The sequence below is a fragment of the Cupriavidus pinatubonensis genome (assembly GCF_019602855.1).
Taxonomy (GTDB): Bacteria; Pseudomonadota; Gammaproteobacteria; order Burkholderiales; family Burkholderiaceae; genus Cupriavidus; species Cupriavidus pinatubonensis.
Genome location: NZ_CP080767.1, coordinates 3,780,035 through 3,803,287, shown reverse-complemented (window position 1 = coordinate 3,803,287; position 23,253 = coordinate 3,780,035). Strand labels below are relative to the sequence as shown.

General features: G+C 66.5%; 17 protein-coding genes. 11 read left to right on the top strand and 6 right to left on the bottom strand.

The window, feature by feature from the left end; all coding sequences use genetic code 11:
* Positions 1–35: 35 nt before the first annotated feature.
* The 3 genes from K2O51_RS30370 to phhA all read right to left on the bottom strand — a co-directional run bounded on the left by K2O51_RS30370 (position 36) and on the right by phhA (position 2,285).
* Positions 36–740, bottom strand: coding sequence for a response regulator transcription factor (locus K2O51_RS30370; protein ID WP_011299516.1), 705 nt, complete (start codon positions 738–740; stop codon positions 36–38).
* 174 nt (positions 741–914) lie between these two features.
* Entirely contained in the window at positions 915–1,217 is a 303-nt protein-coding gene (locus K2O51_RS30365) for a 4a-hydroxytetrahydrobiopterin dehydratase (protein WP_041679750.1), read from the bottom strand.
* A gap of 117 nt (positions 1,218–1,334) precedes the next feature.
* Positions 1,335–2,285, bottom strand: coding sequence for a phenylalanine 4-monooxygenase (gene phhA, locus K2O51_RS30360; protein WP_011299514.1), 951 nt, complete (start codon positions 2,283–2,285; stop codon positions 1,335–1,337).
* A gap of 158 nt (positions 2,286–2,443) precedes the next feature.
* Here phhA and K2O51_RS30355 point away from each other — a divergent pair, with 158 nt between their 5' ends.
* The 6 genes from K2O51_RS30355 to K2O51_RS30330 all read left to right on the top strand — a co-directional run bounded on the left by K2O51_RS30355 (position 2,444) and on the right by K2O51_RS30330 (position 14,146).
* The gene (locus K2O51_RS30355) at positions 2,444–2,917 is read left to right on the top strand and encodes an Lrp/AsnC family transcriptional regulator (RefSeq protein WP_011299513.1); all 474 of its coding nucleotides are present in this window, start codon (positions 2,444–2,446) and stop codon (positions 2,915–2,917) included.
* Positions 2,918–3,014: 97 nt separating this feature from the next.
* On the top strand, positions 3,015–9,065 hold the full coding sequence (locus K2O51_RS30350) for an alpha-2-macroglobulin family protein (RefSeq protein ID WP_220631141.1): 6,051 nt from the start codon (positions 3,015–3,017) through the stop codon (positions 9,063–9,065).
* Complete coding sequence (locus K2O51_RS30345) at positions 9,062–9,772, top strand: lysoplasmalogenase (RefSeq protein WP_011299511.1); 711 nt, start codon at positions 9,062–9,064, stop codon at positions 9,770–9,772. Before K2O51_RS30350 ends, K2O51_RS30345 begins: the two co-directional genes overlap by 4 nt.
* 32 nt (positions 9,773–9,804) lie before the next feature.
* Positions 9,805–12,009, top strand: coding sequence for a penicillin-binding protein 1C (gene pbpC / locus K2O51_RS30340; RefSeq protein ID WP_220631140.1), 2,205 nt, complete (start codon positions 9,805–9,807; stop codon positions 12,007–12,009).
* A gap of 172 nt (positions 12,010–12,181) precedes the next feature.
* Complete coding sequence (locus K2O51_RS30335; RefSeq protein WP_425291324.1) at positions 12,182–13,129, top strand: aldo/keto reductase; 948 nt, start codon at positions 12,182–12,184, stop codon at positions 13,127–13,129.
* 60 nt (positions 13,130–13,189) lie between these two features.
* A complete protein-coding gene (locus tag K2O51_RS30330; protein ID WP_220631139.1) occupies positions 13,190–14,146 on the top strand; it encodes a delta(1)-pyrroline-2-carboxylate reductase family protein in 957 nt (318 codons plus the stop codon).
* Here the strand turns inward: K2O51_RS30330 and K2O51_RS30325 are convergent.
* Entirely contained in the window at positions 14,143–14,757 is a 615-nt protein-coding gene (locus tag K2O51_RS30325) for a TetR/AcrR family transcriptional regulator (RefSeq protein ID WP_041679748.1), read from the bottom strand. The two genes, K2O51_RS30330 and K2O51_RS30325, sit on opposite strands and share 4 nt — an antisense overlap.
* Before the next feature lie 215 nt (positions 14,758–14,972).
* Between K2O51_RS30325 and K2O51_RS30320 the strand changes: the two genes are divergently transcribed.
* The gene (locus K2O51_RS30320) at positions 14,973–16,934 is read left to right on the top strand and encodes an alkyl/aryl-sulfatase (protein ID WP_220631138.1); all 1,962 of its coding nucleotides are present in this window, start codon (positions 14,973–14,975) and stop codon (positions 16,932–16,934) included.
* Positions 16,935–17,210: 276 nt separating this feature from the next.
* Positions 17,211–17,936, top strand: coding sequence for an OmpW/AlkL family protein (locus K2O51_RS30315; RefSeq protein WP_011299505.1), 726 nt, complete (start codon positions 17,211–17,213; stop codon positions 17,934–17,936).
* An 86-nt stretch (positions 17,937–18,022) separates the two neighbouring features.
* Here K2O51_RS30315 and K2O51_RS30310 read toward each other — a convergent pair whose 3' ends face one another.
* Positions 18,023–18,223 carry a heavy-metal-associated domain-containing protein gene (locus tag K2O51_RS30310; protein ID WP_011299504.1) on the bottom strand — a complete coding sequence of 67 codons (201 nt, stop codon included), beginning with the start codon at positions 18,221–18,223 and terminating at the stop codon, positions 18,023–18,025.
* Between the two features lie 201 nt (positions 18,224–18,424).
* On the opposite strand from K2O51_RS30310, the gene K2O51_RS30305 reads away from it, so the two are divergent.
* From K2O51_RS30305 to K2O51_RS30295, 3 genes are read left to right on the top strand one after another with little or no spacing between them, the layout of a single operon-like run.
* Positions 18,425–20,884, top strand: coding sequence for a heavy metal translocating P-type ATPase (locus K2O51_RS30305; RefSeq protein WP_220631137.1), 2,460 nt, complete (start codon positions 18,425–18,427; stop codon positions 20,882–20,884).
* Complete coding sequence (gene cueR / locus K2O51_RS30300) at positions 20,881–21,330, top strand: Cu(I)-responsive transcriptional regulator (protein WP_011299502.1); 450 nt, start codon at positions 20,881–20,883, stop codon at positions 21,328–21,330. Before K2O51_RS30305 ends, cueR begins: the two co-directional genes overlap by 4 nt.
* 54 nt (positions 21,331–21,384) lie before the next feature.
* Positions 21,385–22,326, top strand: a complete 942-nt coding sequence (locus K2O51_RS30295) for an alpha/beta hydrolase (protein ID WP_220631136.1) — start codon at positions 21,385–21,387, stop codon at positions 22,324–22,326.
* Here the strand turns inward: K2O51_RS30295 and K2O51_RS30290 are convergent.
* Positions 22,323–23,210, bottom strand: a complete 888-nt coding sequence (locus K2O51_RS30290; protein ID WP_140949995.1) for a LysR family transcriptional regulator — start codon at positions 23,208–23,210, stop codon at positions 22,323–22,325. The two genes, K2O51_RS30295 and K2O51_RS30290, sit on opposite strands and share 4 nt — an antisense overlap.
* Between the last annotated feature and the right edge of the window lie 43 nt (positions 23,211–23,253).

Sequence of the window (23,253 nt, the reverse complement as noted above, 5' to 3'; positions counted from 1 at the left end):
ATTTCAGTCAGCCGGCCGGCGCCGCGGGCGCGTGCTCATTGGCCGGCGCGGGCCTGCAGCAGGTAGCCGAAGCCGCGTACCGTGACGATCTCGACGTCGCTTTCCTCGAGCTTCTTGCGCACGCGGTGCACATAGACTTCGATGGCGGTGTCGCCGACCGTGTCGCCGCCTTCGCCGGCCGGGTGGGCGAAGGTGGCCAGGTGATCCTGGAGCTGTGCCTTGCTGACCACACGGCCCTGGCGCTGCAGCAGCAGTTCCAGCACCGCGAACTCGCGCGGCGACAGTTCCAGCGGCTTGCCGTCGATGAACATGCGGCGATCGTTGCCGGACAGGCGCAGCCGGCCCAGGCGCACGTCGCGATCGGGTACGGCTTCGCCGTGCTGGCTGCGGCGCAACAGCACACGCACGCGGGCCTCCAGCTCGGGCAGTGCGAATGGCTTGACGAGGTAGTCGTCGGCGCCGGCGTTCAGGCCGGAAAGCTTGTCTTCGAGCTCGTCGCGCGCGGTCAGGATGATGACGGGCGTGGTGCGGTTGCGGGCGCGGTAGCGCGCGAGCAGCGTCATGCCGTCAATACCGGGCAGGCCCAGGTCGAGGATGACAAGGTCATGCTGCTCGCGCAGCAGGTGCTCGGTGGCGTAGACGCCGTCATGGACCACGCGCACCTGGTGGCCGGCACGGGTCAGGCCGGCTTCGACGCCGCTCGCGATCTGGCGGTCGTCTTCGATCAGCAGGATACGCATGGCGGCAGTTCGGGCAGGACGTCGGACATGGCTGGATCAGCCGGGAAGGAAGACAGGAGGCGGCAGGCGCGGCGTGGCGCACACGCGGAACCGCGATCCACAGATTGTACAGGGCGAGGCCCTTGTCTTCCTTTCGGTTTGCCTACAGCCCTGACGACCGGAAGCCCGTGCGCCTTACTCCACGCGCAGCGAGGCCGCCGCGCGCTCAATGAAGTGGGCCAGGTCGATATCGCGCTGGGTCAGGCCGTTTGCGTCGTGGGTCGACAGCGTGATGTCGACGCGGTTGTAGACGTTGAACCACTCGGGGTGGTGGTCCGCCTTTTCAGCCTGGATGGCCACGCGTGTCATAAACGCGAATGCGGCGTTGAAATCGGGGAAGGTGAAACGCTTCTGGATTGCGTCGCGGTTGTCGACGTCGGTCCAGCCGGGCAGTTCGGCGAGCAGGGTGGCGCGCGCCTGGGGCGAGAGAGGTGTCATAGTGGGCTCGATCAGTGAAAAGAAAAAACCGGCCCGCCCTGGCGGGCATGCCGGCATTGTTTCATAAAGCGGGATGCCGCGTAGTGGCCGCCGATGGACCACAAACCGGCCGCCCGCTCAGATATCGTCGCTGTCGCCCCAGCCTTCGCGGGTGCCAACGTTGAGCACGAGGTCGCCGTCGATCACGTCGCCGGCGCCCAGCGTCGGCTGGTCACGCAGTTCCTGGTACAGCGGCTCGAAGTCCGGGCGGGTCGCGTCGAAGAGCTGCTCGAAGCTGTCGATCACGAAGTAGCTCTTCTGGAACGTGTCGATGCGGTAGCGCGTGCGCATGATGCGGCGCACGTCGAAGCCGATGCGGTTCGGGCTGGCCGAATCGAGGCTGTAGACCGACTCACCCTGGCTGGACAGGATGCCGGCGCCGTAGATGCGCAGGCCTTCGGGCGTGCGGATCAGGCCGAATTCCACCGTGTACCAGTACAGGCGCGAGAGCATGTCGAGCGCGCCCAGGCCATGGGCCTTGAGCCCGCCCTTGCCGTACGCCTCCATGTAGTCGGCGAAGACCGGGTTGATCAGCAGGGGCACATGGCCGAACACATCGTGGAAGCAGTCCGGTTCCTGCAGGTAGTCGAGCTGCTCGGGTTTGCGCATCCACCAGCTCGCCGGGAAGCGGCGGTTGGCCAGATGGTCGAAGAACACTTCGTCCGGCACCAGGCCCGGCACGGCCACGACCTGCCAGCCGGTGGCGCGCATCAGCGTTTCGTTGAGCTGGTCGAACTCCGGCACGTGGTCCTTCTCCATGCCGAGTGTGGCGAGGCCTTGCAGGAATTCATTGCTGACGCGCCCGCGCAGCATCGAAGCCTGGCGCTCGTAGAGCTTGCGCCAGATGGCGTGGTCGGTGCTGGTGTAGCGGTGGACCGGTTGCGCGATGGTGAAGTCCGGGCGCAGTTCCTGACCGGACAGCAGGCCGGCGTCGAACTGTTCCCTGAGCTTGTCGGTCATGGTGCCCTGAAAGGCACCGTCGAACTGGCCGGAAGCCTCGTGGGCGAGGGCGCTGGCGGTAGCGGACATCAGCTTTGTCTCCTGGGTTTGGCGTTATGCGCCGTGATATGCGGTTTATCTGCGTAGTTTAGGCGTGTGGTGCTGCAATTCGGCCGCAAAATGGGCTGCTTTGCGGACTCTCGTGCGTATAATCCGCGCTATATCGAGAGTGAATGCGGGAATCACGTATGGTGTCGCTTGACCAGTTTGACCTTGCCCTGATTGCGGCGCTGCAGGCAGACGGGCGCTCGACCCACCAGCAGCTCGCCGAGCGCGTACACCTGTCGCCGAGCCAGGTCGGCCGGCGGCTGGCCCGGCTGGAGGCCGATGGCGTCATCACGGGCTACCGCGTGAGCCTGTCGACCCAGGCGCTGGGGCTGGGCGTGCAGGTGTTCATCAGCGTCAAGCTGGCCCACCACGGCGACACCATCATCGAGCGCTTCGCCGAGGAGATCCTGCTGCTCGAGGAAGTGCAGGAGTGCTATTCCGTCGCGGGCGAGGCCGACTACCTGATTCGCGTGGTCGTGCCCGACCTCCCCACGCTGGCCGACTTCACCATGAAGCGGCTGATGCGCGTGCCCGGCGTGGAAAGCGTGCGTTCCAATATTGTCCTGACTGCGTTGAAGTCCGAAGGCGCCTTGCCGCTGTCTCACCTGCGCTGAAATATTTGTCGGCCGCCTTGCAGGTTTGCGTGCCGGCCTTGCACTCCTAAACGTCACATGTCACCCTCGCCGGGTGCTTTGACGGGAGGATCGCAGGATGAAGGGAATCGTTGCCCGACCGGGTCGGGGTGTCGGCAGGCAAGTCGCGCGGGCAAGCCGCGTGGCGATGGCCGGCGTGCTCGCATGGCTGTCCGTGTCTGCGGCGTTCGCGGCACAAGTGACACGCTTCTCGCCGGAAGGCACGGTTCCGCAGGTACGGCAGGTGGCGATCCGCTTCGACGAGGCGATGGTCCCCATGGGCGATGTGCAGGCGGCCGCGCCGGCGGCCATTGCCTGTACCGGCGCCGCCACGGCCGGACACGGACGCTGGGTCGATGCAAGCAACTGGGTATTCGATTTCGAACGCGACCTGCCTCCGGGCGTGCGGTGCTCGGTCCGGATGTCCGCGAGCCTGCGCAGCGCGGCCGGCAAGGCTTATGCGGGCAAGCCCGAGTACCGCTTCGAAACCGGCGGCCCGACCGTGGTGGCCAGCCGGCCATCCGGCGGCGAAATCGAGGAAGACCAGATATTCGCGCTGCGCTTCAACGGCGCTGCGACGGCGGCCTCCGTCCGCGACCATGCGTGGTGCCAGGCCGAAGGCCTTGGCGAACGCATTCCCGTGCGCCTGCTCACCGGCAAGGAGCGCGACGGCGTGCTCGACGCCATCTACTGGAAGCGCATCGCCAAGGACGCGCCCGACGCGATCCACCTGCTCGCTTGCCAGCAGCGGCTGCCGGCCGGCGCGCGCATGCAACTCGTGCTCGGCGCCGGGATTGCCACGCCTTCGGGCCTTGCCACGCGCGACGAGCGCCGCTTCGACTACACGGTGCGCGAACCGTTCACGGCGAGCTTCAGCTGCGAGCGCGAGCACGCGCAATCGCCGTGCACGCCGCTGCGCCCGATGACGGTGTCGTTCTCGGCGCCGATCTCGCGCAAGCTGGCCGAACACGTGGTACTGAAGACGCCGTCGGGCCCGCGCGCGCCGCAGTTCGAGGTGGATCTCGCGCCCGATGCGAACGTGACGTCGCTGACCTTCGCCGCGCCATTCGCCGAGAAGGCGAACTTCACGATCGAGATCCCGCGTGACCTCAAGGACGACAGTGGCCGCACGCTCGCCAATGCGGACCTGTTCCCGTTGAAGGTGTCGACGGCCTCGATGCCGCCGCTGGCCAAGTTCGCCGCAGCGCCGTTTGGCGTCGTCGAGCGTTTCGGCGAACTGCCCAAGGGCAAGGCGCCGGCTGACTATCCGTCGTTGCTGCCCGTCACGCTGCGCAATGTCGAAGCCGACCTGCAGGTCCGCGGCGTGCAGGCGCAGGCGGGCACGGTGATGAAGCTCAAGGTTGATGACGACGGCGCCGTGCTGCGCTGGCTCGGCCTGGTGCGCCGCATGCATGAAGCGAGCTGGACACGTGCCGAACTCGACGCGGTGTTGGCTGGCCGCTCGCCGTATGGCGTGAACAACCCGCGCAATGCCCCGTCGATCGAAACGCGTTCGGTGTCGCTGCTGGAACGCGCGCAGGGCGTGCAGAAGCTGTCGGTGCCCAAGCCTTCGGGCGATGCGCCGCGGCCGTTCGAAGTGGTTGGCATTCCGCTGCCTGAGCCGGGCTTCCATGTCGTGGAAATTGCCTCGCCGATGCTAGGCGAAGCGCTGCTCGGCAAGCGCGCGCCGATGTATGTGCGTACCGCCGCGCTGGTCACGAACCTCGGCGTTCATTTCAAGCTTGCGCGTGGCGATGGCGACGGCTCGATGAGCGGCCTTGCGTGGGTCACCGCGCTCGATGATGGCAAGCCGGTGCGCGACGCAGCCGTCGCAGTGCGTGACTGTTCAGGCCGCCTGCTTGGCGAAGGCCGCACCGACGCCAGCGGCGTGGTGCGCTTCGCGAAGCTCGACGATGTTCGCGGCCGCACCTGCGATGGCAACGGGCTGATGGGCTACTTCGTTTCCGCACGCATCGCTGCTACACATCCGGAAGCGCGTGGCAAGGCCGACATGGCCTTTGTCATGTCCGACTGGAACCGCGGCATCGAGACCTGGCGCTTCAACGTGCCGACCGATGCCAGCGCCACGCAGACCGTGCGTGCGCACACGGTGTTTGACCGCACGCTGTTGCGCGTGGGGGAAACCGTGTCGATGAAGCATTTCATCCGTTCGGAGACCGCGCAGGGCTTCGCGTTGCCGCCGGAGAACCGCAAGCTGCCGGAGACCGTGGTGATCCGCCATGAAGGCAGCGGCCAGACCTATGAGTTGCCGCTGCAGTGGCGTAACACCGCCACGGGTGGACGCAGCGCCGAAAGCAGCTTCCAGGTGCCGCCCGCGGCGAAGCTTGGTGTCTACAACGTAGCGCTGCAGGCCGAAGGCAGTGGGGATGGCAGCGACAGCAGCGCGCGTACCTATTCCAGCGGAAGCTTCCGCGTCGAGGCGTTCCGGCTGCCGGTGCTGACCGGCACGCTGCAGGCGTCGGGCGGCAAGGGCGGCGCCGTGGTCGCGCCGGCCGAACTGCCGGTCGGGGTCGAGGTGCACTACGTATCTGGCGGCGGCGCGGCCGGCCTTCCGGTGCGTGTGTCAGCGCTGTTGCGCGACAAGTGGATCAACTTCCCCGGTTATGACGAGTACTCGTTCAGTCCGCCGCGCCCCACGCGCGAGAGCGCATCGGGCGACGAGGAGATGAGCGATGTCGATGAAGGCCAGGCACGCGATGGCGCACAGAAGCTGATTGCCGACAAGCTGCCACTGACGCTGGACAAGAACGGCAACGGCAGCGTCACGCTGCGCAAGATGCCGAAGATCGATGCGCCACGCGATCTTGTGCTGGAAGCCGGTTTCGCCGATCCCAATGGCGAAGTCCAGACGTTGCGCCAGACCGTACCGGTGTGGCCATCGGCTGTCGTGGCGGGCATCCGCACCGAGGGTTGGGTCTCGGTGAAGCAGAAGCTGGCCGTGCATGGCCTGGTACTCGATACGCAAGGCAAGCCGGTCGCCGATGCGCCGGTGAAGTTCAATGCGCGCGCACGCATCACCACGTCGACGCGCAAGCGTGTGGTCGGCGGCTTCTATCGCTACGACAACCGCAGCGAGAGCCGCGACCTCGGTACCGTGTGCGAAACGCGTACCGATGTGCAGGGGCGTGCGCGTTGCGATGTCACGCTGGACCAGGCCGGCCAAGTCGAGCTGGTTGCGATTGCACGCGACAAGGATGGCCGCAGCGCGCAGGCCGCATCGACCGTGTGGGTCACGCGCCAGGGCGAACTGTGGTTCGGCGGCGAGAACCATGACCGCATCGACGTGCTGCCCGAGAAGAAGCAGTATGCGCCCGGCGATACCGCGGTGTTCCAGGTGCGCATGCCGTTCCGCCAGGCTACCGCGCTAGTCGCGGTCGAGCGTGAAGGCGTGCTCGAAACGCAGGTGGTCGAACTCAACGGCAGTGATCCGACGGTGCGCGTGAAGGTCAAGCCGGAGTGGGGACCTAACGTGTACGTCTCGGTGATGACGATCCGCGGGCGTCTGCACGAAGTGCCGTGGTATTCGTTCTTCACGTGGGGCTGGCGCCAGCCGGGCGAATGGTGGCGGGCGTTCCGCAGTGAAGGCAAAGAGTACGCGGCGCCGACGGCATTGGTCGATCTTTCGCGGCCGGCGTTCCGGCTGGGACTCGCGGAGATCCGCGTCGGCAACGAGGCGCACCGGCTCGATGTGACGGTGACGCCGGATAAGGCGTCCTATTCCGTGCGAGGCAAGGCGCGCGTGGCGCTGCAAGTGAAGCTGCCGGACGGCAAGCCCGCCGCCAACGGCGAAATCGCACTGGCTGCAGTCGATCAGGCGCTGCTCGAACTGATGCCGAACAATAGCTGGGATCTGCTCGACGCGATGCTGCAGCGGCGCAGCTATGGCGTGGAGACCTCCACCGCGCAGATGGAGATCATCGGGCGCCGCCACTATGGGCGCAAGGCGGTGCCGGCTGGCGGTGGCGGCGGCAAGAGCCCGACACGCGAGCTGTTCGACACGCTGCTGCTGTGGAACCCGCGCGTGCAGCTGGATGCCCAGGGCAGGGCCACGGTGGACGTGCCGCTCAACGATTCTCTGACGAGCTTCCGTATCGTTGCGGTCGCGGATCTTGGCGTGGGACGCTTCGGCACCGGCAGCGCAACCATTGCAGCGACTCAGGATCTGCAGGTGATATCTGGCCTGCCAATGCTGATACGCGAGGATGATCGCTACCGTGCCATGTTTACGCTACGCAATACGACAAAGCGCGGGATGACGGTGCAAGCGAGCGCACGTGCCACGCTGGTCGGCAACGCCAACGCACTGCCTGTGCAGACCGTGCAGATTCCCGCGGGCGAAGCGCGCGAGATCGGCTGGGATGTCACTGCGCCCGCGCTGCTCGCGTTCTCGCGCAGCGGCACGGTGCAATGGGAAGTGCAGGCTGCCGAGCAGGGCTCCGGCGGCGCGACGGATCGCATCAAGGTGTCGCAGCAGATCGTGCCGGCAGAGCCTGTGACAGTGCAGCAGGCCACCCTGGCGCAGCTCACACCGCAATTGAGTGTGCCCGTGAAGGCGCCGCCGGGCGCGCTTGCCGATCCGACCGGCAAGGTGCGCGGCGGCTTGCAGGTGAACCTGCAGTCGTCGCTCGCGGGCGGCATGCCGGGCGTGCGCGAGTGGTTCGTAAACTACCCGTTCAGCTGCCTGGAGCAACGCACGTCCAAGGCCATCGGCCTGGCCGACGGCACGGCGTGGGAAGCGCTGATGAACCAGTTGCCTTCCTACCTCGATGCGAACGGCCTGACCGCGTACTTCCCGCTGCGCAGCGACAGCCAGAGCGGCAGCGTTGCGCTGACGGCTTACCTGCTGTCGATCAGCGATGAAGCGGCACGTGCTGGCCTGACGTTGCGCGTGCCGGATGAGCTGCGGACGCAGATGGAGCGCGGACTGGTGGCCTTCGTCGAAGGCCGCATCCGTCCCGACGCGTGGGCGCCGTCGTCGGCGACGATGGACCTGGAAGTCCGCAAGCTCGCCGCGCTCGAAGCGCTGTCGCGCACCGGCCATGCGCAGGCGCGCATGCTCGGCTCGATCCAGATTCTGCCCGCGCAATGGCCTACATCGGCGCTGATCGACTGGACCCTGCTGCTGACGCGCATGCAGGACATTCCGCAACGCGAGGCACGCCTGGCCGAGGCGCAGCAGTTGCTGCGCGCGCGACTGATGGTGCAAGGCACGCGGCTGGCCTTCTCGACCGAGCGCAGTGACGACTGGTGGTGGCTGATGTCAGGTGGCGATGTGAACGCGGCACGCCTGCTCGCGCTGGCTGCGGAACTGCCAGGCTGGAAGGACGACGCGCCGCAGCTTGCTGTAGGCCTGATCGGACGGCAGGTGCGTGGTGCGTGGGGCACGACCAATGCCAATGCATGGGGCATGCTCGCCATCACGCGCTTTGCGCAGGTGTTCGAGAAGACGCCGGTGGCTGGCACTACGCGCATGTCGGTCAGCGGTTCTGGCGAATCCGCACGCAGCGTCGACTGGAGCCGTGCACAGCGTCGCGACGGGGTGGCGCAGGGCAGCGTCGATCTGCCGTGGCCGGGCGGCGAAAGCGGTGGCACGCTGCAGCTTGAGCATGCTGGCGCGGGACATCCGTGGGCGACAGTGCGAGCGATGGCGGCGGTGCCGCTGTCCGGTCCGCTGGCTGCGGGCTATCGTGTGCGCCGCACAGTGACGCCTGTGGAGCAGGCCGTGTCCGGCAAGTGGTCGCGCGGCGACACGTATCGCGTGAAGCTGGAGGTCGATGCGCAGGCCGACATGACGTGGGTGGTGATCAGCGATCCGATACCGGCCGGTGCAACGATCCTCGGCAGCGGGCTCGGCCGCGATTCGGAAATCGCCACGCGCGGCGAACGGCGCAAGGGCATGGCATGGGCCGCCTATACCGAACGTACGCCACAGGCCTATCGCGAGTACTACGAGTACCTGCCCAAGGGCAGCATCTCGGTCGAGTACACGGTGCGCCTGAACAATGCGGGCGACTTTGCCCTGCCGCCGACGCGCGTCGAAGCGATGTACGCGCCAGACGTGTTTGGCGCCGCACCGAACGCGCGCCTGACTGTGGGGGCCCGCCCATGAGCTGGCTCGCGCTGATGATGCCGGCGCGCGTGCGCGAGTGGTGGCTGGCCGGCACATTAGCGGGCGTGGTCTACGGTGCGTTGCTGCTGCAGGTATCGATGGAATTGCCGGAAGGCGCGCCACTGACCGGGCACATCGCGATGCAGCCCGTGTGGAAGACGGCAATGGCGCTGATGCTGGCGCGCGCGGCGTGGTTCCACCGGCCGCTGTCCGAGCGGCGCTGGCTCGTGGTTGCGCTGGTGTTCTCGGCGATCGGCGATTTCCTGCTCGCGGTGCCCGCGCTGCGCATTTCGTTCGTCGGCGGGCTTGGTGCTTTCCTGCTCGCACATCTGGCGTACTTGCGGATTCTGGTGCCGCTTGCGGGCGACTCGCGCTCGCATCGGCTGATTGCATGTGGCGCGCTGATCGGCGTGGCGGGCACGATGCTGGGCCGCTTCTGGCCTAATCTTGGCACGCTTGCCGAGGGGGTGACGGTCTATGTCGTCATACTTGCGGCGATGGCGTGCAGCGCGCTTGTGGCAAAGTTGCCCACACCGCTGACTGCGCTGGGCGCACTGTGTTTCGTAGCGTCCGACATGATGATCGGCATCGCGCGGTTCCTGGTGCCGTTCGACAGTTTCCAGCTCGGTATCTGGTGGACGTATTGGGCGGCACAGGTGCTGATCGTCGCGGGCATTGTGGCGAATCGTGGAGAGCGGGGGGGATGAAAAGGCCGGCAGCACATCGTGCGGCAGTTGTCATGTTTGCGATTGCGCTGACATGCACAACACTCCCCGCCCATGCACTTCCAAGCTTCACCCAAGTCCGCGCAGACTGGCGAAGCTCCGACCTCGTCATCACCGATCGCAACGGCGAAACCGTGGCGCGCATACGTGACGATTTCCGCGTGCGCCGCGGTGATTGGGTCACCCTGCAGGAAACCTCGCCGGCGTTGCGCACGGCCATCGTGCTGTCGGAGGACAAGCGCTTCTACGCACACAGCGGCGTCGACTGGCAAGGCGTGGCTGCAGCGGCCTGGGCCAATCTCTTTAACACGCGGACGCGCGGTGCTTCCACGCTGACGATGCAACTGGCAGGCCTGCTCGATGAGGACCTGCGCAGGCCGAGCGCCGCGGGGCAGGGCCGCAGCGTCACGCAGAAGCTCGGACAGGCTGCCGGCGCCGCGTCGCTGGAACGAAGCTGGAGCAAGGACCAGATCCTTGAAGCCTATCTGAACCTCGTGCCGTTCCGTGGCGAACTTGTCGGGCTGTCGGCGATGTCGCAAGTGTTGTTCGGCAAGTTTCCGGAGGGACTGGACGCGCGTGAATCGGCGCTGGCCGTGGCGCTCGTGCGTGCGCCCAACGCAAAGGCAGCGCAGGTGTCGCGCCGCGCATGCGGCATCCTGCGCGAGATGCGCTTGCCGCGCGAGTGCGAGGGGCTGGAAGGCTTTGCACAACTGGCATTGCTGCGCTCAGGCACCGTCGCGCAGCGCGGCACGGCAGCGTCGCCGCAGCCGAGGCAACTCGCACCGCATCTTGGTCGTATGCTGGCGAGTCAGGCGCGTGCGCAACCACGGACAGATCTGGCGCAGTCGTACCTTCGATCGACGCTTGACGCAGATCTCCAGCGCGTGGCCACGGCGAGCCTGCAGCGGCATCTGCGCGAACTGGCCGGACGCCATGTGGAAGACGGCGCCGTGGTGGTGATCGACAACGCGAGCGGCGACGTGCTGGCCTACGTGGGCTCGTCCGGCGAGTTGTCCGGTGCGTCGGAAGTCGATCATGCACAGGCGCTGCGCCAGGCGGGTTCAACGCTGAAACCATTCCTGTACGAGCAGGCGCTGGAAGAACGGCGGCTGACGGCTGCTTCGCTGCTCGACGACCGGCCTGTCAACCTGCCGGTCGGCGGCGGGCTGTACGTGCCGCAGAACTACGACCATCGCTACGCGGGCTGGGTCAGTACGCGCGCGGCGCTTGCTGCTTCGCTGAACGTGCCCGCGGTGCGCACGCTCGTGATGGTGACACCGCACCGCTTTTACAAACGCTTGGTGTCGCTGGGACTGCCGTTGACAGAAGCCGGCGACTACTACGGATATAGCCTTGCGCTCGGCAGCGCCGATGTGTCGCTGCTGGCGCTGACCAACGCGTATCGCGCGCTTGCCAACAGCGGTCGCTATGCACCGGTGCGCATGCGTGCGGGCATGGCGGCAGTGCCGACTACGGCGGTGATGGCGCCAGCAGCGAGCTACGTGATCGGCGACATCCTGTCCGACCGCCACGCACGGGCGCGCACGTTCGGGCTCGACAGTCCGCTGACCACGCGTTTCTGGACTGCGGTGAAGACCGGTACGAGCAAGGACATGCGCGACAACTGGTGCATCGGCTGGTCACGGCGTTATACCGTTGGCGTGTGGGTTGGCAATGCGAGCGGGGCCAGCATGCATGACGTATCGGGGGTATCCGGCGCGGCGCCGGTCTGGCATGACGTGATGGAGGCGCTGCACCGTTCGCAGCCGAGCATGGCGCCTGCGGCGCCGGCGGGCGTGGAGCGCGTCGCGCTGGCGTTTGACGATGACCTCGAGCCAGCGCGTGAAGAAGTGTTTCTCGTTGGTACGGCCCAGACACGTGTCGGCGTGGGGATGTCGTCAGCGCGATCTGGCGTGCCGGCCATTGCCAATCCGGCCAACGGCACGGTGTTTGCGCTGGACCCTGACATGCCGCCGTCGGCGCAACGTGTGTGGTTCCACGCCGAAGGCGTAACGGGCCAGACCGCGCGTTCTGTGACGTGGCGCATGGATGGCAAGCCGCTTGGGCGTGGCGGTGAAGTGGCGTGGCTGCCGTGGCCCGGCCGGCATCAGGTTGAGTTGCTCGACGCCGCGGGCAAGGTGGTGGACCGTATCGGCATTGAAGTGCGCGGGGCAAGCGTGCGTGCTCCCGCCGCGCAAACGGGGCGCGGCGCTCGCTGATCCTGCGCGTGGTACCTTGAACCAGTCGCACGCCTCGCAGCGCTTCAAGCTGGCGTGCATTCGTCGCCGCGCGCGACGCCAACCGACAGGAGCAAGCATGACCGGAAACGCCAACCCCGCTGCGAGCGTTGCAACCCGCCAGCTAGGCAACCATGGCCCCACGGTCTCGGCCATCGGCCTTGGCTGCATGGGCATGAGCGATTTCTACGGCGCGCATGACGATGCCGAGTCGATCCGCACGATCCACCATGCGCTCGATCGCGGCATTACGCTGCTCGATACCGCGGACATCTATGGGCCGCATACCAATGAAGAACTCGTGGGCCGTGCCATCGCCGGGCGTCGCGAGCAGGTCGTGCTCGCGACCAAATTCGGCATCGTGCGAGATTTGTCGAAACCCGCAGCGCGTGGCGTCAATGGCCGCCCCGAGTATGTGCGCGCGAGCTGCGAGGCAAGTTTGAAGCGCCTCGGCGTAGAGCACATCGATTTGTACTACCAGCACCGCGTCGATCCGGAGGTGCCGATCGAGGAAACCGTGGGCGCGATGGCCGAACTCGTGAAGGCCGGCAAGATCCGCTGGATCGGGCTGTCCGAGGCCGGCGCGCAAACCCTCGAACGCGCGCACAAGGTGCATCCGGTCACGGCCTTGCAGAGCGAGTATTCGTTGTGGACGCGCGATGTGGATACCGACGGCATCCTCGCTACGTGCGAGCGGCTGGGCATTGGCTTCGTGCCCTATAGCCCGCTGGGCCGCGGCTTCCTGACGGGCGCGATCCGCAGCCCCGAGGACTTCGATGCGGACGATTTCCGCCGCACCAACCCGCGCTTCATGGGCGAAAACTTCGCGCGCAACCTGGCGCTTGTCGACAAGGTGCGCGCACTGGCGGACGCAAAAGGCTGCACGCCGGCGCAGCTCGCGCTTGCCTGGGTACTGGCGCGCGGTCCGCAGATCGTGCCGATTCCCGGTACGCGCCGCATCGCCAATCTGGACGACAACCTCGGCGCGCTGGACGTGCGGCTCGATGCAAAGGAGCTGGCGGATATCGATGCCATTTTCCCGGCCGGCGCAGCGGCGGGTACGCGCTATGCCGAGCATGTGATGCCGATGCTGGCACGCTGATTCGGGTGCAGGGCCTGCCGCATAATGGCGGGTCCTGAACCGACCTGCCGGAGTGTCCGCATGGCCCTGATTCCCCTCGATGCCGCCAGCACGGCGGCGCGCCTGCCTTATCCCGAACTCGCCGGGGCGATCGCCGACATGCTGGGCGAGTTGCGCGATGGCACCGCCATGGCGCCGCCGCGTATCGCGCTGCCGGTCGGCGACGCGCAGGGCGGGGCGGGCACGCTGCTGGTGATGCCGGCGCGCAACCGGCGGCTGGTGATGACCAAGAACATCACGGTGCATCCCGATAATCCGCGTCGCGGGCTGCCGAATATCCTCGGCGAGGTCGTGGTCGCTGACGCGCATACGGGCGAGCGCCTCGCAATGCTGGATGGTCCCACCGTCACCGGTCGACGCACCGCCGCTGTGTCGTTGCTGGCGGCGCAGCGCTTTGCGGCGCAGCCGGACGGCGAACTGCTGATCATCGGTGCCGGCGTTCAAGCGATGACCCATCTGGAAGCCTTCATCGCTGGATTGCCGGTACGTCGCGTGTGGCTGCATTCGCGCACGCGCGACAAGGCCGAAGCGCTGGCCGCGCACGCTGGCTCGCTCGGCGTGACGGCGGAGGTGACCGATGATGTTGCATCCGTGCTGCCGCGCGTGTCGATGGTGGTGACCGTCACGTCGAGCCTCAGTCCGGTACTGCCCGACATCGATAGCGGTCTGTGGCAAGAGCACCACTTCATTGCCGCGGTCGGCGCGTTCCGTCCGGACATGTGCGAACTGCCGCCAGCGCTGTGCCATGCGGCGTCGGCCAGCGGGCGCCTGCTCGCCGATACGCTGTTCGGCATCGAGGAAGAGGCTGGTGACTTGTTGCAGGCGGGCATCGACTGGTCGACCGTGCAGCCGTTCGAAACAGCGATCCTGCAGGCGGATGCCATCCGCGCCCGCCGCAGCAGCCCGCTCGTGTTCAAGAGCGTCGGCTACGCGCTGTGGGACCTGGCGGCCTGCGTGCTGGCCAGCCGCCCGGACTAGCCTGCGTCCGCCCCGAGCCAGGCACGAAACAGCTCGCGCGCGGGCTCCAGGTACTCGGCAACCGATTCGCTGCAACCGCCGGCATACCAGTGGCAGTAGCAGCCATGGAACGTGGCCAGCATCAGCCGTGCCATCGCGGCTGGCATCGGACGATGCGGTTGCGAGAACGCGTCGACAAGCTGCCGCACATGACTGTCCCAGCCGCGCCGGATCTCGGCGCGCACGCTGGCCGGCACGCTGCCCGAGAACAGCATGCCGAGCACCACACCCTTGGCTTCGGGGTTGGCGGTGAAAGCCTGCGCGACCTGATTGAAGACGCGGTCCAGCCGCCGCTGAGGCGTTTCGCCGGCACGCACGTCCGGTTCTATCTCTTGGGCGATTTGCTGGAACAGGCTGGTGGCCGCCTCTGCCAGCAACATCTCCTTGCTGCCGAAATGCCATAGCAGACTGCTCTTGGCCACGCCGGCGCTCGCAGAAATCTGGTCGAGCGTGACGTCGGCGTAGCCATGTGCGCGTATCAGGTCGCGCGTGACCTCCAGCACGCGCTGGCGGGTCTCGAGGCCACGGCGGTTTTTCGGATTGGCGTGCGGCGAGAGAGAGGACACGGGCATGAGGGGACCAAATATGTCGTTTGAATCACTAACAGGCTCGGCGGCGCAAAACACAGCCGCTCGGCATTTGACAGTGTGACGCGATTCGAACCAAACTTCGGGATTGTACTGAACGTTCAGCACAATGCGCCCCCGCTGGTGGGCGGCAACTTTCCGTTTTGCCGCCTTGTTGCGTGAGCAGGCTCGCACTGAGCCCATGTCTCAAGGAGAACCGAATGATTTATCGATACGCAGCGCTCGCTGCTGCTGCCATGTGCCTGTTGGGGCCGGTACACGCGGCCGAAAGTCCGAAGGCGGCGACGGCTGCCACAGCAAAGGCCAACGCCGCGGTCCTGCAGCAGTTGCCGTTTGCCAACCGGCAGGATTTCGAGGATGCGCAGCGCGGCTTCCTCGGTACGCTGGACAGCAACGAAATCCGCGATGCGCAGGGGCGCGTGGTCTGGTCGCTTGATACGTACGCATTTCTGCGCGATGCCAGAGCACCGGACACGGTCAACCCGAGCCTGTGGCGTCAGGCCCAGCTCAACATGAACAACGGCTTGTTCCGGGTCACTGACCGCATTTACCAGGTGCGCGGACTCGACATCTCGAACATGACGATCATCGAGGGCGATACCGGGCTGATCATCATCGACCCGCTTACCTCGAAGGAAACGGCGCACGCGGCGCTGGATCTTTACTACAAGCATCGACCGAAGAAGCCCGTGGCGGCAGTGATCTACACCCATAGCCATGGTGACCACTTCGGGGGCGTGAAGGGCGTGACCACCGACGAGGAGGTGAAGGCTGGCCGCGTGAAGGTGCTGGCACCTGAAGGTTTCATGGAGGAGGCAGTCAGCGAGAACGTCTTCGCGGGCAATGCAATGGGGCGCCGCGCGCAGTACATGTACGGTGTCAACCTGCCGAGGGCGGCCAACGGCCATGTCGACTCGGGACTGGGCAAAGCGGTGTCCCGCGGCACCATCACGCTGATCGCGCCGACCGACCTGATCGCGAAGACCGGAGAGACGCGCACGATCGACGGCGTGCAGATCGAGTTCCTGATGGCGCCCGGCACCGAGGCGCCGGCCGAGATGCTGATGTACTTCCCGCAGTGGAAGGCGCTGTGCGCGGCCGAGGACGCTACCCACAACATGCATAACCTGTACACCATCCGCGGCGCACAGGTGCGCGACGCCAACCAGTGGTGGCGCGCGCTGGACGAGACCATCGACCGCTTCGGCGGCCGTACCGAGGTCCTGTTCGCGCAGCACCACTGGCCGAAGTGGGGCCAGCAGAACATCGTGACGTACCTGGGCAACCAGCGTGATGGCTACAAGTACATCCACGACCAGTCGCTACGCCTGGCCAACCAGGGCTTCACGCCGGCCGAGATCGGCGAGCGCGTGAAGCTGCCACCGTCGCTGGCGAGCCAGTGGGACCTGCGTGACTACTACGGCACGGTGAACCACAACGCCAAGGCGGTCTACCAGCGCTACCTCGGCTGGTATGACGCCAATCCGGCCAACCTCTATCCGCTTCCGCCCGAAGAATCGGCCCGGCACTATGTTCAGTTCATGGGCGGGGCCGACAAGGTGATCGAACAGGCGAGGGCTTCATTTGCGCGTGGCGAGTACCGCTGGGTGGCCGAGGTCATGAAGCAGGTCGTGTTTGCCGACCCGTCCAACCAGGTGGCGCGCAATCTCGAAGCGGACGCGCTCGAGCAGCTTGGCTACCAGACCGAATCGGCCACGTGGCGCAGCGCTTTCCTGAGCGGTGCGCAGGAACTGCGCAATGGCCTATCGAAGGATTCAGGCGCGCGCACCTCCAGCCCCGATGTGCTGAATGCCATGACCGACACCATGCTGCTGGATTACCTGGCGATCCGCCTGAATGGCGAGCGCGCGGCGGGCCAGAAGCTCGCCATCAACTGGGTCCAGCCCGATACGGCCAAGCGCTACGCACTGACTGTGGATAACGGCGTGTTCCGGTACAAGGCCGATGCCCAGCACCAGAACCCGCAGGTGACGCTGAGCATCCCTCGCATGGCGCTGATGGGGGTGCTTGCCGGCCAGACCACGCTGTCGGCCGAGGTGCAAGCCGGACGCGCGCGTGTCGACGGCGATGCCGGCGCGCTGCGCACGTGGGTGGGGCTGATGGACAAGTTCGACACCAACTTCGCCATCGTGACGCCCTGACGCAACAGCGGTGCTCAGGGGTGGCGGCCCGATGGAGAACCAGCCGCCGCCCTCGTAAAACCACGTATATTCGAGGGTTTTTCGCGCGACACCGCAAAAGCGTTGCGCGGATGCTGCGGTACCGGAGGCCAAGGTCAGCCTCGATGCGATTTTCTTAATGGTTAACCCTTCCTTTAGGGGAGTCCTTCTACGAATCAGTGTCGTCGATGAAACAGTCCCGCTGCTGCAGGCCGGATAATGCCTCCGGCAGCAACCCGAATGAGGAGTATGAGGACTATGAAATCGAACTATAAGAAGATGCTGGCGGCAGGCGCTGTCATGGCGCTGGCAGGTACGGCACAGGCGCAATCCGCGGGCAGCAATATCGTGAGCCTGGGCTGGTTCCGCGTGATGCCGAACAGCTCGGCCGATCCGCTGACGGTGGACAGCATCAATGGCCGTCCGGTCAATATGACCCGGGCAAACACGGGCGCCAGTATCGAGAGTGCCGATACGCTGGGTATCGCCTTCGAGCATTACTTCACGGACAACATCTCGGCCGAACTGGTCGCAGGCATTCCGCCCAAGCATGACGTCAAGGGCACCGGCGACTATGGCCAATATGGCAAGCTGGGCTCGGTCAGGCAGTGGAGCCCGGCGGTGGTGGTGAAGTACCACTTCTTCGATGCCAAGACGAAATTTCGACCCTATGTCGGCCTGGGGGTGAACTACACCTGGTTCACGGACGAAACCATCACCAACCAGGACTTCGTCAACCACGCCTTCGGTATTCCCGGCGCCAAGATGACCGCCAATGCGGAAAGCTCGTGGAACCCGGTGTTCAACGTGGGCGCGAGCTACGCCATCACTGACAACTGGTTCGTGGGCCTGTCGGTTTCCTACCTGCCCTTGTCTACCCGTGCCACCCTCACCACCCAGGCGAACGGGGTGACGATCGTGTCGCACACCAAGATCAAGATCGATCCGGTGGTGACTTTCCTGAGCGTGGGCTACAAGTTCTGATTTCCGTCAGGACGTATCCAGGAACGAAGAACGGGGCGCCTTGTGCGCCCCGTTTTCTTTGCTTCACTGGCAGGTTGCAGCGCGCTTTACGCCGCCGACTTCACCGGGTACCCGGCCTCTTCGATGGCTGCGCGCAGCGCTTGCACATCCGCGCCGCTTTCCACCTTGACCGACTGGGCCGGTACATCGGCATTCACGCGTGCGGCGGGATCAACGCCCTGCACGGCGCGCGTAATGGCGCCCACGCAGTGGTTGCAGGACATGCCTTCGACCTGGAACTGGATCATGGCTGGGACCTCCTGATTGAGATGGACTGGCGGCACGATCGCCGCGACGGACGTAGTGTGAACCTTCCCATGGTGGGAAGCGCAAGCACAAACCTCCAATGAATATCGAAAAGCGCATCATGCGACACTCGAATCGTCATTGACCTTCCTATGATGGTAAGGTCCATCATGCAGTAACCGAAACCGAGGACGAGTCCATCAATGTCGAATGCCAGCCTTTCCCCCACCTTGACGGGCAGCCAGGCGCCGGAGTGGCGGCTGCCGATCGACGGCATGACCTGCGCGTCGTGCGTGCGGCGTGTCGAGAATGCGCTGGCCAAGGTGCCCGGCGTGCAGGACGTGGCCGTGAACCTTGCCACCGAGCAGGCCACGCTCCATGCGGACAGCGGCGCCGTGCTGCCGGCCGCAGCCAAGGCCGTGGCGGATGCCGGCTATGAAGTGCCACGCGAGACGGTAGAACTCAATATCGCAGACATGACCTGCGCTTCCTGCGTGGGCCGTGTCGAACGCGCGCTGCGCGCCGTGCCAGGTGTGCTTGATGCCCAGGTCAACCTTGCTACCGAACGCGCGAGCGTGACCCTGCTGCGCGGCGCCGCCGATGCCGATTCGCTCGCCGCCGCGGTCGCGCGCGCGGGCTACGGTGCAATCCCGGTCACCGAAACGCTGCCATCGGCTGCGCCGGGCGATGCCGCACGCGACTTCTGGACCGGTCCATGGCCGGTGATCTTCTCGGCGGCGCTTTCCGTGCCGCTGGTCGCACCGATGGTGCTCGAATGGTTCGGCATGCACTGGATGCTGCCGGGCTCGGTGCAGTGGCTGCTTGCCACGCCGGTGCAGTTCGTGTTTGGCTGGCGCTTCTACAAGGCCGGCTGGAAGGCAGTGCGCGCCCGCGCCGGCAATATGGACCTGCTGGTGGCGCTGGGCACGAGCGCTGCCTATGGCCTGTCCCTGTGGCTGATGTGGCGCATGCCGGACGGCATGCCGCATCTCTACTTCGAAAGCGCCGCGGTGGTCATCACGCTCGTGCGGCTGGGCAAATGGCTGGAGACGCGGGCCAAGCGCCAGACCGCCGATGCCATCCGCGCGCTCGCCGCGCTGCGACCCGACACCGCTCGCGTGCGCCGCGACGGCCAGGAAGTGACGGTGCCGCTGGGATCGGTGCGTGTGGGGGACGAAGTGGTGGTGCGTCCGGGCGAGCGTATCCCCGTCGATGCCGTGGTGATCGAAGGCAGCAGCCATGCCGATGAATCGATGCTGACCGGCGAAAGCGTGCCCGTACCGAAGGGCCCCGGCGACAAGCTCACCGGCGGCGCCATCAATTTCGAAGGGCTGCTGGTAGCGCGCACTGTCGCGGTGGGCGCCGAGACCGTGCTTGCTCGCATCATCCGCATGGTCGAGCATGCGCAGGCGGCCAAGGCACCGATCCAGCGCCTGGTCGACCAGGTCAGCGCGGTGTTCGTGCCGGTGGTGCTGGGCATTGCGCTGGTGACGCTGCTCGGCTGGGGCCTGTTCGCGGGCGACTGGGAAACGGCACTGCTCAATGCGGTGGCAGTGCTGGTGATCGCCTGCCCGTGCGCGCTGGGGCTCGCCACGCCAACCGCGATCATGGCCGGCACCGGCGCCGGTGCGCGCGCGGGCATTCTGATCAAGGATGCAGAGGCGCTCGAGATTGCCCATCGCGTGAGCGTGGTGGCGTTCGACAAGACCGGCACGCTGACCGTGGGCCGGCCGGAAGTGGTGGCGCTGCACGCCGCCGACCCGGAGGATGCCGACGGCGCCAGGCTGCTGGCGCGGCTGGCGGCACTTCAGGCAGGAAGCGAGCACCCGCTGGCGCGCGCGGTGCTGAATGCGGCGCAAACGCGCGGCATCACCGCACCCGCGGCCACTGATGTGCAGGCGTTGCCGGGGCGCGGCATTGCCGGCGTGGTCGACGGGCAAGCGCTGCAGCTCGGCAGCGAACGGCTGCGCGAAGCGCTCGGCGCTGATGCGGGTACGCTGCAGGCGGCGGCGGAACGCCTGCGCGACGAGGGTCGCACGGTGTCGTGGCTGGTGGAAACGCAGCCGCCACGCGTCACTGGCCTGGTGGCGTTTGGCGATGCCATCAAGCCCGGCGCACCCGCGGCCATTGCGCGGCTGCGCGCAGCCGGCGTGCGCACGGTGATGCTGACCGGCGACAACAAGGGCGCCGCGGCACGCGTGGCCCAGGCGCTCGGTCTCGATGAAGTACAGGCCGAGGTACTGCCCGAAGACAAGGCGGCGCGTGTGCGTGCGCTCGGCCAGGATGGCGCGGTGGTGGCCATGGTCGGCGATGGCATCAACGATGCGCCAGCGCTGGCCGCGGCCGATGTCGGCATTGCGATGTCCACTGGTACCGATGTCGCCATGCACGCAGCGGGGATCACGCTGATGCGCGGGGATCCGGCGCTCGTCGCCGACGCGCTGGCCGTGTCACACCGCACCGTGCGCAAGATTCGCCAGAACCTGTTCTGGGCGTTCTTCTACAACGTGGTCGGCATTCCGCTGGCTGCGGCAGGGCTGCTGAACCCGGTGGTCGCCGGGGCCGCGATGGCGTTCTCGAGCGTGAGCGTCGTCAGCAACGCGTTGCTGCTGCGGCGCTGGCATCCGGGTGGCGAGACGGGTGAAACAGGAGCAAAGGCATGAATATCGGCGAGGCAGCGGACGCCTCTGGCGTTTCGGCGAAGATGATCCGGCACTACGAGTCCATCGGCCTGGTCGATGCGCCGCCGCGCACCGAAGGCGGCTACCGCCGCTACGACGAGCGCGCCGTGCATACCTTGCGCTTCGTGCGGCGCGCCCGTAGTCTCGGGTTCTCGCTCGAGGAGATCCGCGGGCTGCTGTCGCTGTGGCATGACCGCCGGCGCGCCAGCGCAGATGTGAAGGCGATGACGCTGCGGCATGTGGCGGACCTGGAAAAGCGGATTGCCGAACTTGCCGCGATGCGCGATACGCTGCGCGCGCTGGCCGAGGCCTGCAGCGGCGACGACCGGCCCGATTGCCCCATCCTCGCCGACTTCGCGCAGCCCGATGACCATGCGCATTGCCATGGTGAGGGCGCATGTAGCGGTACGGTGGCGGACGAACAATAATCAGAAACGCAATGCCCCCGCGCCGGTCGGGCGGCATCGGGAGGAGACCCGCGGATGGACAAGCCCATGACGGAAAACCCCGTTCATCCTGCTGAAGCAGGCCCATCCGGTCCTGCGGACGCGGCTGGCAAAGCGCCCGGTCTTGCAGCAGTAGAAAGCCGCCAGCGTATGCGCGACGGCACCGAACTGCTGCTGCGCACCTGGGAACCGGATCCGTGCATGTTCCCCGAAACGGTCGGCTGCGTGTTGCTCGTCCATGGGCTGGCTGAGCACTGCGGCCGCTACCAGCATGTGGCCGAGGTGCTGTGCGGATTGGGCCTGCGTGTGCGTGCATACGACCAGCGCGGCCATGGTGCGAGCGGTGGGGCGCGCATGGTCGCGGAACATCCCGATGCCTACCTCAATGACCTTGTCGAAATCCATGACGCGGCAGTGCGGGTCTGGAAGGAACTGCCGATCCTGCTCGGCCACAGCATGGGAGGGCTGGTCGCCGCGCGCTTCGCCACTGCGCGCTTGCGCCCGGTGCGTGCGCTGGTGCTGTCGTCGCCGGCGCTGGCATTGCGGTTGTCTCCGACGATGCTGACGATCCACCGCGTACTTCTTACGCTGGCGCCGCGCTTGCGCGTGCCCAACCCGATCGATGCGCGCATGCTGTCGCACGACGCGCATGTCGTGGCGCGCTATCGCGCTGATCCGCTGGTACAGACCACGATTACGGCCGGCGTACTTGAGAGCTTCATCCGGGGCATGGCGCAAGCGCAGACCGATGCGCCGCGGCTGGAGGCACCGATGCTGATGCTAGTCGGCGGCGCGGACAAGATCGTCGATCCGGGCGGAAGCCGGACCTTCTTCGATCATGTGCCGGCAGATCTCCGCGAAGAAGTGTGGTTCGGCGAGGGCTACCATGAGATCTTCAACGAGGCCGAGCCGTTGCGCAGCAAGGTATTTGCGGCGCTGACGGACTGGCTGCGGCGGCATCTGGCGCAGCCAGTCTAGGTTCGAAAAACGGACTCAGCGACGCCGAACACTGCGCTGACGACGGGATCTTCACGTCGGCTGGCCAGCGCGACAAGCATCAGTTCCGTCTGCACGGACATGCCTTCCACCACCACGAGGCCATGCGCGTGCGATTCGCGCAGCGCGATCGAGTCGCGCACCAGCGACAGGCCGACACCCGAGCGCACCAGGTCCAGCATCGATGCTTCCTGGTCCACATGCGCGACCTTGTGCACGCTGGCCGCGTCGACGCCCGCTTCGGCAAAGCGCGCCGACAGCAGCCGGTTGTGCGCGGATTCGGACGGCGTCCAGATCCACGGCAGCGTCGCGAGCTGCGCCCACGAGCGCAGCGCGGTGCGCTCCTTCCAGCCCTTAGGCGCGACCACGTAATACGAGAACGGCGTCAATGCCAGCGCATGGAAGCCGGCATCCGGCAGCTGCCCGAGGTAGAAGCCCACATCGAGCGCGCCGCTGCGTATCTGCTGCAGCACCCAGCCCGACATGCCGTGGCGCAACTCCGTGCCGATCTGCGGATGGCGCTCGACCAGCGTGCGCAGCATGACGCCGAGACGCGTGAATTCCGGGTCGAGGATGGTGCCGATCGCAAGCTTGCCCCGCACGGTGGTGTGCATTGCATCGACGGTGTGCTGCAGGTCGCCGACGCTGTCGAGAATGCGCTCGGCGAGCGGCAACAGGGCGGCGCCATCGGCGGTCAGCGTGAGGCCAGTGGCGGTGCGTTCGAACACGCGGACGCGCCATGCCGATTGCAGCGCCTTGAGCTGCAGGCTCACGGCCGGCTGCGTGAGGTGCAGGCGCTGGGCGGCGCGGGTCAGATTGCCTTCGCGCGCGACGGCGACGAAGGCGCGCAGGTGATGGAGATCCAAGGTCCGGGGCGCTTCAGTGTGCGCTGCAATATTTTGCGCGGCT